This is a genomic window from Pseudomonas sp. SM4, assembly GCF_051913165.1.
GTDB lineage: Bacteria > Pseudomonadota > Gammaproteobacteria > Pseudomonadales > Pseudomonadaceae > Aquipseudomonas.
The window spans coordinates 38,873-52,693 of sequence record NZ_JBODOE010000022.1 but is presented as its reverse complement, the minus strand read 5'-3'; the positions used below and the strand labels follow the sequence as shown (position 1 = coordinate 52,693).

Annotated in this window: 10 protein-coding genes; 1 reads left to right on the top strand and 9 read right to left on the bottom strand. The window is 59.1% G+C overall.

Features of this window, described 5'->3' with window-relative positions; genetic code table 11:
- Positions 1-23: 23 nt before the first annotated feature.
- From ACQ4MY_RS28355 to ACQ4MY_RS28315, 9 genes are all read right to left on the bottom strand, one after another.
- Positions 24-971 (bottom strand): hypothetical protein, encoded by a 948-nt coding sequence (locus tag ACQ4MY_RS28355; protein ID WP_008079145.1) that lies wholly within the window; start codon positions 969-971, stop codon positions 24-26.
- A 232-nt stretch (positions 972-1,203) separates the two neighbouring features.
- Positions 1,204-1,746, bottom strand: a complete 543-nt coding sequence (locus tag ACQ4MY_RS28350; RefSeq protein ID WP_008079146.1) for a DUF2058 domain-containing protein — start codon at positions 1,744-1,746, stop codon at positions 1,204-1,206.
- 25 nt (positions 1,747-1,771) lie between these two features.
- Positions 1,772-2,605, bottom strand: a complete 834-nt coding sequence (gene mazG / locus ACQ4MY_RS28345) for a nucleoside triphosphate pyrophosphohydrolase (RefSeq protein WP_008079147.1) — start codon at positions 2,603-2,605, stop codon at positions 1,772-1,774.
- A gap of 147 nt (positions 2,606-2,752) precedes the next feature.
- A complete protein-coding gene (gene relA, locus ACQ4MY_RS28340; RefSeq protein WP_008079148.1) occupies positions 2,753-4,996 on the bottom strand; it encodes a GTP diphosphokinase in 2,244 nt (747 codons plus the stop codon).
- A 101-nt stretch (positions 4,997-5,097) separates the two neighbouring features.
- Positions 5,098-6,474: a 23S rRNA (uracil(1939)-C(5))-methyltransferase RlmD gene (rlmD, locus tag ACQ4MY_RS28335; protein ID WP_440097191.1), complete on the bottom strand. Its 1,377-nt coding sequence runs from the start codon at positions 6,472-6,474 to the stop codon at positions 5,098-5,100.
- Positions 6,474-7,376 (bottom strand): cysteine synthase CysM, encoded by a 903-nt coding sequence (cysM, locus tag ACQ4MY_RS28330; protein WP_026000780.1) that lies wholly within the window; start codon positions 7,374-7,376, stop codon positions 6,474-6,476. The genes rlmD and cysM overlap by 1 nt, the downstream gene beginning before the upstream one ends.
- Before the next feature lie 107 nt (positions 7,377-7,483).
- Positions 7,484-8,509, bottom strand: coding sequence for a PDDEXK nuclease domain-containing protein (locus ACQ4MY_RS28325; RefSeq protein WP_440097190.1), 1,026 nt, complete (start codon positions 8,507-8,509; stop codon positions 7,484-7,486).
- Between the two features lie 185 nt (positions 8,510-8,694).
- Positions 8,695-10,119, bottom strand: a complete 1,425-nt coding sequence (locus ACQ4MY_RS28320; RefSeq protein WP_440097189.1) for a histidine kinase sensor domain-containing protein — start codon at positions 10,117-10,119, stop codon at positions 8,695-8,697.
- Entirely contained in the window at positions 10,106-10,828 is a 723-nt protein-coding gene (locus ACQ4MY_RS28315) for a response regulator transcription factor (RefSeq protein WP_440097188.1), read from the bottom strand. Before ACQ4MY_RS28315 ends, ACQ4MY_RS28320 begins: the two co-directional genes overlap by 14 nt.
- Before the next feature lie 219 nt (positions 10,829-11,047).
- Between ACQ4MY_RS28315 and ACQ4MY_RS28310 the strand changes: the two genes are divergently transcribed.
- Positions 11,048-13,801: a response regulator gene (locus tag ACQ4MY_RS28310; RefSeq protein WP_045123040.1), complete on the top strand. Its 2,754-nt coding sequence runs from the start codon at positions 11,048-11,050 to the stop codon at positions 13,799-13,801.
- The last annotated feature ends 20 nt before the right edge of the window (positions 13,802-13,821 follow it).

Genomic DNA, 13,821 nt, shown 5'->3' with positions numbered 1-13,821 from the left:
AGGCTGCAACAACATCAGAACCTTCACACCACGCGAATCACACTCAAATAAAGGTTGTCGTCGATCTCCTCCGAAGCTATTTCATCGACGATCAGCCCCTCCTCGAGTCTGACCACCTCACATGCACCACCGCCCATGCCGTCATTCCTGATCGAGTACTGGACAGCGGTCGGGTGCTGCTTGTCGTAATCAAAGGACATGCCACAGGCAATCAGGAAGTCGATTTTCACTTCAGGGATTTCAACTTCCTTATCCCGCTCACCTTCCTTCAGCACGGCATAATCAAGGCACACGTTAATGCCGAACGGGCAGCCCGGCACAAGACTATTGATAAACAGTCCCTGGTAACCCCCGAAGTAACTGTGCTCAGCGCTGACGTCGCTGTAATCCTTGATCTTGATGACAAACTCGTCAAACAGCCTGAAGAACCAGAAGCCATCTTGATTACCGACATTCCGACCAAAGTCGATGCCGGAAACATGTCGCTTTGGCCACATCGACATCAACGGGATATCTGTTTCATATTCTTTATTGGTAATCGTCAGCAAGTAATTAATGACTTCGTAATAACTCGCATCACCCTCTCCCACTTTTACCAAGGTTGCACAACTGCCCGCCAACAGGACAATCTTGCCGTACCGCTCAACAGGCAGATCTTTCATTAACGACGAAATATACGCAGGTACTTTTTCCAGGTAAGCGGTGGTCAATTCATGCAGCTCGTCCTCGCTGTCGACCTCACGCCAAGGGATGTTCCAGAAAAACTCAGGCAAGGTGAAGAAGAGGCACTCCGAGCCGTCATGGTCTGCTGCAGCGGCCTTGGCAGCGATCCTGATTTTGCGGCGCACAAACTCGACCCGGGCATCCAGTTCGCTGACCACGTAATCGGTAATTGATTGACCAGGCGCACGCAATTGCGAAAACTGCGGATTAAAAGTCGGTTGGCGCAACGAAGCAACACTTAATAACATCAGCAATATCCTTATTCATTTAAATTAATTCCATTTATTCTCCCCACACAAAAAATACCTATATAAAAGTGCAACGCGCTGTTTATGAGCAGCGCAAAATCTTCACACTTCAAACACGTTAATTTCTGCCAAAAGAAAACCCGCCGATCGTATCGATACGAATCGGCGGGTTCAATATATAAACACTTTCAAAGTACTAGCAAAGATGTAAGCCGCTAGAACATTAAAACAATTACCACATCAGATCATCAGGAATCTGATACGCCGCGTACGGATCATCTTCGGTGCTGACTTCTTCGGTCTGCACGTTGAGTTGGACGATGCGCTGCGGGTCGCGTTCCTGGATCTTCAGCGCCGCTTCACGCGGAATCACTTCGTAGCCGCCGGCATGGTGGACGATCGCCAGCGAACCGCTGCTGAGCTTGTTGCGCATCAGCGTATTGACCGAGATGCGCTTGACCTTCTTATCGTCGACGAAGTTGTAGTAGTCCTCGGTGGTCAGTTTCGGCAGGCGCGAGACTTCGATCAACTGCTTGACCTGCGCGGCACGTGCCTTGGCTTCGACCTTTTCCTGCTGCTGGCGATTCAGCTCCTGGTCACGCTTGACCTTCTCGGCCTGGGCTTCCTGCGCCGCACGCTGCTGCGTGTCATCCAGTTCGATCTGGCCTTTGTGCGCCAGACGTTGCTGCTTCTGCTTGTCTTTGCTGACCTGCTTGGCCTGCTTTTGGTTGACCAGACCTGCTTTGAGCAACTGGTCGCGAAGGGAAATACTCATGGGGCTTACTCACTTGGGCAGTTGCTCAGCCGCAGCTGGGCGCATTCTTTTCCTGACGTTTGGCTTCGCCCCACAGGGCGTCCAACTCTTCGAGGGTGCAATCTTCTATGGGACGATGGGTATCGCGCAATGCCTGTTCAATAAATCGGAAACGTCTTTCGAACTTGCCGTTGGCACCACGCAGCGCGGTTTCCGGGTCGACCTTCAAGTGCCGGGCCAGATTGACCACGGAAAACAGCAGGTCGCCGATCTCGTCAGCCACGGCGACGGGATCGTTTTCGGACATCGCTTCAAGGACTTCATCGAGTTCTTCGCGCACCTTGTCGAACACCGGCAAAGCCTCCGGCCAGTCGAAACCGACCTGCCCGGCACGCTTCTGCAACTTGGCTGAACGCGACAGAGCCGGCAGCGTGGCCGGCACGTCATCGAGCAGGGACAGTTGCTCGGGGGCGGCGGACTTCTCGGCGCGTTCTTCGGCCTTGATCTCTTCCCAGCGCTGCTTGACCTGTTCTTCGCTCAAGCGCGGTACGTCGAGCGGCGCGTACAGATCACCGGTGGGGAACACGTGGGGATGACGACGGATCAGTTTGCGGGTGATGCTGTCGATCACTCCGGCGAATTCGAAACGCCCTTCTTCCTTGGCCAACTGGCTGTAGTAAACGACCTGAAACAGCAGATCGCCGAGCTCACCCTGCAAATGATCGAAGTCGCCGCGCTCGATGGCATCGGCCACTTCGTAGGCTTCTTCGAGGGTGTGCGGGACGATGGTCGCGTAGGTTTGCTTGATGTCCCACGGGCAACCGAACTGCGGATCACGCAGACGGTTCATCAGGTGGAGCAGGTCTTCAAGGCTGTACATACAAACTCTCACTAAACCTTTCTGCGATCTTGATCGTTCCCACGCTCTGCGTGGGAATGCAGCCCGTGACGCTCCGCGTCACTGGACGCAGAGCGTCCCTTGAGGCATTCCCACGCGGAGCGTGGGAACGATCAATCGAAGCCATCTTCACGGGGTACGGTTACGCCGCGTTTCGATGATGTTCGGCAACTGCGATATACGCCCCAGCAACCGCCCCAGCGCATCCAGACCCGGGATCTCGATGGTCAGGGACATCAGCGCGGTGTTGTCTTCCTTGTTCGAGCGGGTGTTGACCGCCAGCACGTTGATGCGCTCGTTGAGCAATACCTGCGAAACATCACGCAGCAAACCCGAGCGGTCGTAGGCGCGGATGATGATGTCCACCGGATAGGTGAGCACCGGCACCGGGCCCCAACTGACCTGAATGATCCGCTCTGGCTCGCGTCCCGACAGTTGCAGCACCGAGGCGCAGTCCTGACGGTGAATGCTCACGCCACGGCCCTGAGTGATGTAACCGACAATCGCATCGCCCGGCAGCGGCTGGCAGCAGCCGGCCATCTGCGTCATCAGGTTGCCGACGCCCTGGATCTGAATGTCGCCGCGCTTGCCCGGTTTGTAACCGGTGGCTTTGCGCGGGATCAGTTCCAGTTGTTCGTTGCCGCGCTCTGGCTCGACCAGTTGCTGCGCCAGGTTGACCAGTTGCGCCAGGCGCAAGTCGCCGGCACCGAGGGCGGCGAACATGTCTTCGGCGGTTTTCATGTTGGCCTTGTCGGCCAGCTTGTCGAAATCCACCGCCGGCAAGCCGAGGCGTGTCAGTTCGCGTTCGATCAGGGTTTTACCGGCCGCAACGTTCTGATCGCGCGCCTGCAATTTGAACCAGTGAACGATCTTCGCCCGCGCCCGCGAGGTGGTGACGTAACCGAGGTTCGAGTTCAGCCAGTCGCGGCTCGGCGTGCCGTGCTTACTGGTGATGATCTCGACCTGCTCACCGGTCTGCAGGCTGTAGTTGAGCGGGACGATGCGCCCGTTGATCTTCGCGCCACGGCAGTTGTGACCGATTTCGGTGTGCACGCGGTAAGCGAAGTCCAGCGGCGTCGCGCCTTTCGGCAGGTCGATGGCGTGACCGTCAGGGGTGAAGATGTAAACCCGATCCGGTTCGATATCGACGCGCAGCTGTTCCGCCAGACCACCGATGTCGCCGAGCTCTTCGTGCCACTCGAGCACCTGACGCAGCCAGGAGATTTTCTCTTCGTAGTGATTCGAACCGGATTTGACGTCGGTGCCTTTGTAGCGCCAGTGCGCGCAGACGCCGAGCTCGGCTTCTTCGTGCATCGAGTGCGTGCGGATCTGCACCTCAAGCACTTTACCCTCAGGGCCGATCACCGCGGTGTGCAACGAGCGGTAGCCGTTCTCTTTCGGGTTGGCGATGTAGTCGTCGAATTCTTTCGGAATGTGCCGCCACAAGGTGTGGACGATACCGAGCGCGGTGTAGCAGTCGCGCATCTCCGGCACCAGCACACGCACCGCACGCACGTCGTAGATCTGGCTGAATTCCAGACCCTTGCGCTGCATTTTGCGCCAGATCGAATAGATGTGTTTGGCCCGGCCGCTGATGTCGGCGTCGACGCCGGTGGCTTGCAATTCGTCTTTTAGCTGAGTCATCACGTCGGCGATGAAACGCTCGCGATCCAGCCGTCGCTCGTGGAGCAACTTGGCGATCTGCTTGTATTGATCCGGTTCGAGGTAACGGAAGGACAAGTCCTCCAGTTCCCATTTGATATGACCGATGCCGAGGCGATGCGCGAGCGGCGCATAGATGTCGAACACTTCGCGGGCGACACGGTTACGCTTTTCATCATCGGCGGTTTTTACCGCACGGATGGCGCAGGTACGTTCGGCGAGTTTGATCAGCGCAACACGGACGTCGTCGACCATCGCCACGAGCATTTTGCGCAGGTTTTCCACTTGCCCTTGCGTGCCCATGACCATCGATTGGCGCGGGCTGAGGCTGGCGCTGATGGCCGCCATGCGCTGCACGCCGTCGATCAGTTTGGCCACCACCGGGCCAAAGCGCTGGCCGATGGCCGCGAGCTCAATCTGGCCTTCGCGTACGCCGCGATACAGGACCGCCGCGACCAGCGAATCCTGATCGAGTTTGAGGTCGGCGAGAATCTCGGCGATCTCAAGTCCCGTGCTGAAACTGCCGGAGCCTTCGGCCCACAGATTCTTCTTGGCATTGGACTGTTGTTCGGCCTCGCGAGCGAACTCGCAGGCTTCTTTCAAGGCTTCGCGATCCAGTGCCAGATCGACACTGACCGCGTGATCGAGCCAAGCCTCGAGATTGATACTGCCGTCAGTGTTGATCGGCTGGTGTGCTCTCACCTGTACCATCTTGCTTTACCTTCCCTACGACGCAGATTCAATGCGTCAAATCGCTGACCTCTACTGTCCGTTTACGCTCGCGGGGCTAATGCGAGCGCTGTGCGGACAGATCAGACGGATTCAGACGAGCCATCCTGGCTCGCTTCAAATAACGCCATGGCCTCGACATGTGCCGTCTGAGGAAACATATCGAGAATCCCGGCACGTTTTAACCGGTAGCCCTGCTTGATCAATTCGACCGTATCGCGCGCCAGAGTTGCAGGGTTGCACGACACGTACACCAACCGTTTCGCGCCCAGGGTCGCGAGCTTGCGCACCACCTCGAAAGCACCGTCACGCGGTGGGTCCAAGAGTACCGCAGAAAAACCATTTCCGACCCACTGAGCATGGCTCAAAGGCTGGGATAAATCGGCTTGAAAAAACTTTGTGTTATGCAAATTGTTACTGGCGGCGTTGGCTTCGGCACGATCGACCATGGTCTGCACGCCTTCGACCGCCACCACTTCACGCACGGACTTGGCCAGCGGCAAGGCGAAGTTGCCCAAGCCGCAGAACAGGTCCAGCACACGCTCATCGCTACGTGGTTTCAACCAGTCCAGCGCCTGGGCGACCATTGCCTCGTTGACGCCGGCATTGACCTGGATAAAGTCGCCGGGCCGATAGGCCAAATTCAGATCCCACTGTTCCAGACGATAGCCCAGCGACTGGGTCGCATCGACCGGATGCGGTTCGCCTTCGCCATGCAGCCAGAGTTGCGCTTCATGGAACTGGCAGAAGTCCTTGAGGATGCTCAGATCCGCTTCGGACAACGGCGCCATGTGCCGCAGCAACACCGCCAGTGACGAGCCGCTGAACAACTCGACGTGACCCAACGCTTGCGGCTTGCTCAAGCGACGGAGCATCTCCGGCAAACGGGTCATGATCGGTTGCAAGGGCTGTACCAGCACCGGGCATTCGCTGATCGCGACAATGTCCTGGCTGCCGGCGGCGCGAAAACCGACTTCGAGTTTCTTCGCCTTCATGTCCCAACGCACCGCAATCCGGGCACGACGGCGATAGCCGAATTCGGGGCCGGTCAGCGGTGCTGCCCATTCTTCAGGTTCGACACCGGCAACGCGCGACAATTGCTCGGCGAGCATGCGCTGTTTCAGGGCAAGCTGTTCGCTGTGGGGCAAATGCTGAACGCTGCAACCGCCGCAACGGCCGGCGTGCTGACACGGCGCCGGGCGACGCAATTCGCTGGCCTTGAACACGCGCTCGGTGCGCGCCTCGACCACTTTGCCGTGCGCGCCGAGCACCCGCGCTTCGACCTCTTCACCGGCAAGGGCGCCGAGGACGAACCAGGTTTTACCTTCGAAAAACGCGATGCCGCGACCGTCATTGGCCAGGCGCTCGATGTTCAAGCGCTGCTTTTTGCCGGTCGGGATTTGCGGGGCCTTGCTTCCGCCAGTGGGCTGAAAGCGCAGGCCTCTCTCGTGCTTGGCCATCAGTTAGGCGCGTCGAAAATGCCGGTCGACAGGTAACGGTCGCCACGGTCGCAGATGATCGCGACGATCACCGCGTTTTCAACTTCTTTGGACAGGCGCAGCATCGCTGCCACCGCACCGCCCGAGGACACGCCGCAGAAGATGCCTTCTTCGCGGGCCAGACGACGGGTGACGTCCTCGGCCTCGCTTTGCGCCATGTCGACGATGCGATCAACGCGATCGGCCTGATAAATCTTCGGCAGGTATTCCTGCGGCCAGCGACGGATACCGGGAATGGCCGAGCCTTCCATCGGCTGCAAGCCGACGATCTGCACGCTGTCGCTCTGTTCTTTCAAGTAGCGCGACACGCCCATGATGGTGCCGGTGGTGCCCATCGAACTGACGAAATGGGTGATGGTGCCCTGGGTCTGCCGCCAGATTTCCGGACCGGTGGTGGTGTAGTGCGCTTCTGGATTGTCACCATTGGCGAACTGATCGAGCACCTTGCCACGGCCTTCGGCTTCCATGCGCTGCGCGAGGTCGCGCGCGCCTTCCATGCCCTCTTCCTGGCTGACCAGAATCAGCTCGGCACCGTAGGCGGTCATCGCCGCTTTGCGCTCGGCGCTGGAGTTGTCGGGCATGATCAGGATCATCTTGTAACCCTTGATCGCGGCGGCCATGGCCAGCGCAATGCCGGTGTTACCCGAGGTCGCTTCGATCAGCGTATCGCCGGCGTGGATCTGCCCGCGCAATTCGGCACGGGTGATCATCGACAGCGCCGGACGGTCCTTGACCGAACCCGCCGGGTTATTCCCTTCGAGCTTGAGCAACAGGGTGTTGCTGGTGGCACCGGGCAGGCGCTGCAAACGCACCAGCGGAGTGTTGCCGACGCAATCGGCGATGGTTGGGTACTGCAGGGTCATGGCGTATTCGCAATCCAGACGTGCGGGGGCGCCTATCATACCGGCAAACCCGCGCAGGCCATATCACGCAAAGTGCGGTGCTTATGGTTTATGGGAATAAGCGGCCGTTAGTCGCTATTTTCTGTGTGCGCCGTATCCAGTGCATAAAACTCATGCAACTTGGCCTGCAGCAATTGCTTATCCGGCAGACAGGTTTGATATTCCGCTATCAATGCGGGCGAAAGACTGCGATTGAGTGCGTACTCGACGACCTCATCTTCCTTGCTTGCACACAGCAGGACACCGATGGCCGGGCTTTCGTGAGGCTTGCGGACATTGCGATCCAGCGCCTCCAAATAGAAATCCAGCTTGCCGAGGTATTCCGGCTCGAAACGGCCGACCTTCAGTTCAATGGCTACAAGGCAGTTGAGCCCTCGGTGGAAGAACAGAAGATCGAGAGAGAAATCCCGACCGCCTACCTGCAACGGATATTCGGAACAGACAAAGCAGAAGTCGCGACCAAGTTCGATCAGGAATTCCTTGAGGCGAGATAGCAGGCCTTGGTGCAGATCAGTTTCAGAATGAGCTCCGGGCAGATCGAGAAATTCGACCATGTAGGAATCACGGAATATCTCGAGAGCTTCGGGGTGTGTTTGCTGCAGTGCCGCGGAGGCTTTTGCTGGATCAGTGACACTTCGCTCGAACAGAGCCGTTTTGAATTGGCGCTCCAACTCTCTTGTAGACCACTTCTCCTGAATAGCCATCCGCAGATAAAACTCACGCTCTTCAGAGAGCTTACTCTGAGTCAAAATGAGCAAATTATGAGTCCACGGCAATTGTGTCAGCAGTGCTGACACTTTCTGATCACCCCGATAAGCCTCATAAAACTGGCGCATCCGAAACAGATTCCGACGGGTGAACCCTCGCAATCCCGGTTGTGTCAGAGCCAAATGTTCGGCCAATTGGCCCACCACGGAATCTCCCCACTCCGCCCGCTCAATCTTTCGACTGATATGCGCCCCCACCTGCCAATAAAGCTCAATCAAGTGAGTGTTGACCGCCTGCATGGCCTTGTGTCTGGAGCTGTGAATCAGGGCAAGCACTTCGTTGAAACGATCGCCGTCAGAGCTGCCGGTCAAGCTAGATTCGTTCATGCGTAATTCCTGAAAGATTAGGTGAAGCACGAGCCTAACCCCTTCAGGAAGCTTGAAATGACCGCCGATGCAGCTTGGGAAATGTCGTACAAAAAAAGGCGAGCGCTCCCGCGCAGCCAAGGGGAATGCTGCCCCCGATGGACTACATCGCGAGCAGACTCACTCCTACAACGGATGTGATTTGTTCAGACGATCTGCGGTGAACGCAAATCCAATGCAGGAGTGAGCCTGCTCGCGATAGCGTCATTCGCCCCAACACCATCATCCGCCAATAACCGCAGATTCAGCCGCAGCCCCGCCCCGCCGTTCTCCGCCCAGATACTCCCGCCCTGACGCTGCACGGCGTTGCGCGCAATGCTCAGCCCCAGGCCAAACCCGCCGTCGCCAGGCCGCGAGCCGTCGAGGCGAGTGAATGGCAAAAAGATTCGCTGCAGATCCGCGTCAGCGACGCCACCGCCCTGATCCTCAAGCCACAGATGCCAGAAACCGCCATCCCGCCGTCCATCGAGCCGGACGATCCCGCCTTCCGGCGAATGACGAATGGCATTGCGCAAAATGTTCTCCAGCGCCTGCGCCAAGGTATTCAGATTGCCGCGCACCCAGCACGATGCCTCCACCGAACACTGCAATTGCAGACTCGGCCAGCCACTTTCATAACAGGCGTTGTCGGTAAGCATTTCCCACAGCGCCTGAATCTGAATGGCTTCATCCGGCAATGGCGTGCGGTCCGTGTCGAGCCAAGCCAGTTGCAAGGTGTCTTCGACCAATCGCTGCATGCCATCGACCTCACGACCGATGCGTTCGCGCAACTGCGGCAGACCTTGTTCACTTTCGCTGGCCACGCGCAGGCGGCTCAGCGGCGTACGCAATTCGTGGGAAAGATCTCGCAGCAGTTGCTGTTGCAGGGCAACGGTCGATTGCAGGCGCTCGGACATGGAGTCAAACGCCCTGGCCAATTCACCCAGTTCATCCGGGCGCTGAGTGATCCCGCTCGACAGGCGCACATTCAATTGATCGGCACGCCACGCGTTGGCCTGTTCGCGCAAATTATTCAGCGGCACCACCAGCAAACGATAGAGCCCGACACACAACAACAAAGTGAACAGCCCCGGAATCACACCGTTGGTGACCACCCGCCAGAACAGCCTGTATTTGCCCGGTAAAAACCGCTCGGGCAGTTCAATCACCAGACTGCCGGCAGATGGATCCTTGGGAAACGGAATGCGCAGCCATGGCCGTCCCTGCTTGTGAATCGGCCAGTCGAGACCGCGCAAGAAGGTCATGTGCTGGATTTCCTGCTCATTCAACGGCTCATTGCTCAGCGACTGCAAATTACCGCTGATCACCCCGACCCAACCGGCTTCGCGCAACTCCATGCTCTGCAACCAGCTGTCGACACCGTCGCGTTCGCCACGCTGCCAGGCGCGCTCGGCTTCAGCGGCATAGCGGGTCAACGTGCCGCGCGCTTCGTCGGAGAGGAACTGATTACGCTCCTCCATATAGCGGCCCCACGACCAGCTCAGCCAGATCATCAGCAGACAGAACGCGACCAGCAGAAACGCCAGTTTCCAGAACAGCGAATGTCGCCCCGGCAGCTCAGACACTTTCATCGGCGGCGCTCAATACATAACCCTTGCCCCATACCGTGCGCACTTCACGCTCGCTATAACCGATGGTTTTGAGTTTGCGGCGGATCTGGCTGATGTGCATGTCGAGGCTGCGATCGTGGGCGGCATAACCGCGCTGCAACACATGCTGATAAAGGAAGGCTTTGCTGAGCACTTCTTCATCGTTGCGGTTGAGGGTCTCCAGCAGACGGTATTCGCTGCGGGTCAGCCCCGCCGCTTGCTCGCGGTAGAACACATCGCACTGATCTTCGTCGAAATGCAGTGTGCCCGTTGCAGCGGGGGCTGCGAGGGTCGCCGGACGCCGATCAAGGGCAACGCGGCGCAGGATCGCTTCGATGCGCACGTGCAATTCGGCCATGCTGAACGGCTTGGGCAGATAGTCGTCGGCGCCAAGGCGAAATCCGCTGATGCGATCAGCCTCGGCGCCGAGGGCCGACATCAGCAGCACCGGGGTTGAATGGCTCTGACGCAATTGCGTCAGCACGTTCAAACCGTCCATGCCCGGCAACAGAATATCCATCAGCACCACATCGAACGGTTGGCGCTTGGCGATGTTCAGGCCTTCCTGGCCGTTCTGGCACCAGGTCACTTGAAAGCCGCTGCGGGCCAGCTGTTCGTGAACATAGGCACCGAGCACCGGGTCGTCTTCGATGGAGAGTATGCGTGGCTGGCCAACGGAAACAGGAGTCATGAGTATCTGCAAGTAATTCTCAGTTGAGCGCGATTATTCAAGATTGCCGGGCATCGGGCAACCGAAGGTTGACCTGTCGGACCAACGACAACCTGCGCGCAGACCGACGACGACACCATTTTTCCGAAGATTGCCCGCGAGCAAATCGCTACACTGCGCCAATGTCGCGTGCCGGATGCACGCATGAGTCAACAGATCAGCGGGATGCAGGAGATAGGTGTGCTCACGAAACTGGGAATCAAAGGTCGCGTGCTATTGCTGACCTTGTTGCCAACCAGCCTGATGGCGCTGGTACTCGGTGGTTATTTCACCTGGATGCAGCAGTCCGACTTGCAGACCCAACTGATGCAGCGCGGCGAAATGATCGCCGAGCAACTGGCGCCGCTGGTCGCCCCCGCCATGGGCCATGGCGACAGTGATCTGCTCGAACGCATCGCCACCCAGTCCCTCGAACAACCGGACGTGCGCGCCGTCACCTTTCTTGCGCCCGACCGCACACCGCTGGCCCACGCCGGGCCGACCATGCTCAATCAGGCCCCGAGTGGTGACAGCGCTTTATTGCAACGGCGCAGCGGCAATGACGCGACCCGTTACCTGATGCCGGTGTTCGGCAAGCACCGCAACCTCGCCGGAGAACTGATCCCGGAAGAAGCCGAGCGCCTGCTCGGCTGGGTCGAACTGGAGCTGTCGCACAACGGCATGTTGTTGCGCGGTTATCGCAGCCTGTTTGCCAGCCTGCTGTTGATCGCTGCCGGTCTGGCCGGCGCCGCACTGCTGGCGTTGCGCATGGGCCGCACCATCAACCGCCCGCTTGGGCAGATCAAACAAGCTGTCGCGCAACTCAAGGACGGTCATCTCGAAACCCGCCTGCCGCCACTCGGCAGTCAGGAGCTGGATGAACTGGCATCGGGCATCAACCGCATGGCCGGCACCCTGCAGAACGCCCGCGAAGAATTGCAGCACAGTGTCGATCAGGCCACCGAAGACGTGCGCCAGAACCTGGAAACCATCGAGATCCAGAACATCGAACTCGACCTGGCGCGCAAAGAAGCGCTGGAGGCCAGCCGGATCAAATCCGAATTCCTCGCCAACATGAGTCACGAGATTCGCACGCCGCTCAACGGCATCCTCGGTTTCACCCACCTTTTACAGAAAAGCGAACTGACCCCGCGTCAGCTCGACTACCTGGGCACCATTGAAAAGTCCGCCGACAGCCTGCTGGGGATCATCAACGAGATCCTCGATTTCTCGAAGATCGAGGCCGGCAAACTGGTGCTCGACCACATCCCGTTCAATCTGCGCGATCTGCTTCAGGACACCCTGACCATTCTTGCCCCCGCTGCGCACGCCAAACAGCTTGAACTGGTCAGCCTGGTGTATCGCGACACACCGCTGTCGCTGGTCGGTGACCCGCTGCGCTTGAAGCAGATCCTCACCAACCTGGTCAGCAACGCGATCAAGTTCACCCGCGAAGGCACCATCGTCGCCCGCGCCATGCTCGAAGACGAAAACGACGACAGCGTGCAATTGCGCATCAGCGTTCAGGACACCGGTATCGGCCTGTCGAGCCAGGACGTGCGCGCACTGTTCCAGGCTTTCAGCCAGGCGGACAATTCGCTGTCGCGCCAACCCGGCGGCACAGGTCTGGGGCTGGTGATTTCCAAGCGCCTGATCGAGCAGATGGGCGGCGAAATCGGCGTCGACAGTACGCCAGGCGAAGGTTCGGAATTCTGGATCAGCCTGAGCCTGCCCAAGACCCGCGACGACGCCGAAGACCTGCCCGCAGCGCCGCTGCTCGGGCGCCGCGTGGCGGTGCTGGAAAACCATGAACTGGCGCGTCAGGCCCTGCAGCATCAACTGGAAGACTGCGGCCTCGACGTCACCACTTTCAATACCCTGGAAAGCCTGACCAATGGCGTCACGGGCGCACACCAGACCGATCAGGCGATTGATCTGGCGGTCATGGGCATCACCAGCAACGACATGCTGCCCGAGCGCTTGAACCAGCACATCTGGGACCTTGAACACCTCGGCTGCAAAGTGCTGGTGCTGTGTCCGACCACCGAACAGACGCTGTTCCATCTGTCAGTGCCCAACCCGCACAGTCAGTTGCAGGCGAAGCCGGCCTGCACGCGCAAACTGCGTCGGGCGCTGGCCGATCTGGTCAACCCGCGCCAGCCGCGCACCGAACCGGGGGAACCGTTGTCGAGTCGGGCACCGCGGGTGCTGTGCGTCGACGACAACCCGGCCAACTTGCTGCTGGTGCAAACCCTGCTCGAAGACATGGGCGCCAAGGTGCTCGCGGTCGAGAGCGGTTATGCAGCGGTCAAAGCGGTGCAGAGCGAATCGTTCGACCTGGTGTTGATGGACGTGCAGATGCCCGGGATGGACGGGCGTCAGAGCACCGAAACCATTCGCCAGTGGGAGAGCGAACGGCATTGCACGCCGCTACCGATCGTCGCCCTCACCGCCCACGCCATGGCCAACGAAAAACGCGCGCTGCTGCAGAGCGGCATGGACGACTACCTGACCAAACCGATCAGCGAACGGCAACTGGCGCAGGTGGTGTTGAAGTGGACCGGCCTCGCGCTGCGAAACCAGGGGCCGGAGCGGGCCAGCGAAAGCGCAGCCGGCAATCACGAGTTGCCGGTGCTCGATCATGAGGAAGGCTTGCGCCTGGCCGCTGGCAAGGCTGACCTCGCAGCGGACATGCTGGCGATGCTGCTGGCGTCGCTGGAAGCCGACCGCGAAGCCATTTGCAGCGCCCGCGAGAGCCACGACCAGAACGCCCTGCTCGAACGCGTGCACCGCCTGCACGGCGCCACCCGTTATTGCGGCGTCCCGCAATTGCGCGCGGCCTGTCAGCGCAGTGAAACCCTGCTCAAGCAGGACGACCCCAAGGCCGCCGCCGCACTGGATGAGCTGGAACGCTCGATCAATCGACTCGCGGCACAGGCGCGGATCAGCGCCTGATCCACAGCAATGCCATGAAG

Excerpts from the sequence above, each read along its gene's own strand:
- ACQ4MY_RS28355 (WP_008079145.1), bottom strand. The coding sequence starts at position 971 with ATGTTATTAAGTGTTGCTTCGTTGCGCCAACCGACTTTTAATCCGCAG.
- ACQ4MY_RS28350 (WP_008079146.1), bottom strand. The coding sequence starts at position 1,746 with ATGAGTATTTCCCTTCGCGACCAGTTGCTCAAAGCAGGTCTGGTCAAC.
- mazG (WP_008079147.1), bottom strand. The coding sequence starts at position 2,605 with ATGTACAGCCTTGAAGACCTGCTCCACCTGATGAACCGTCTGCGTGAT.
- relA (WP_008079148.1), bottom strand. The coding sequence starts at position 4,996 with ATGGTACAGGTGAGAGCACACCAGCCGATCAACACTGACGGCAGTATC.
- rlmD (WP_440097191.1), bottom strand. The coding sequence starts at position 6,474 with ATGGCCAAGCACGAGAGAGGCCTGCGCTTTCAGCCCACTGGCGGAAGC.
- cysM (WP_026000780.1), bottom strand. The coding sequence starts at position 7,376 with ATGACCCTGCAGTACCCAACCATCGCCGATTGCGTCGGCAACACTCCG.
- ACQ4MY_RS28325 (WP_440097190.1), bottom strand. The coding sequence starts at position 8,509 with ATGAACGAATCTAGCTTGACCGGCAGCTCTGACGGCGATCGTTTCAAC.
- ACQ4MY_RS28320 (WP_440097189.1), bottom strand. The coding sequence starts at position 10,119 with ATGAAAGTGTCTGAGCTGCCGGGGCGACATTCGCTGTTCTGGAAACTG.
- ACQ4MY_RS28315 (WP_440097188.1), bottom strand. The coding sequence starts at position 10,828 with ATGACTCCTGTTTCCGTTGGCCAGCCACGCATACTCTCCATCGAAGAC.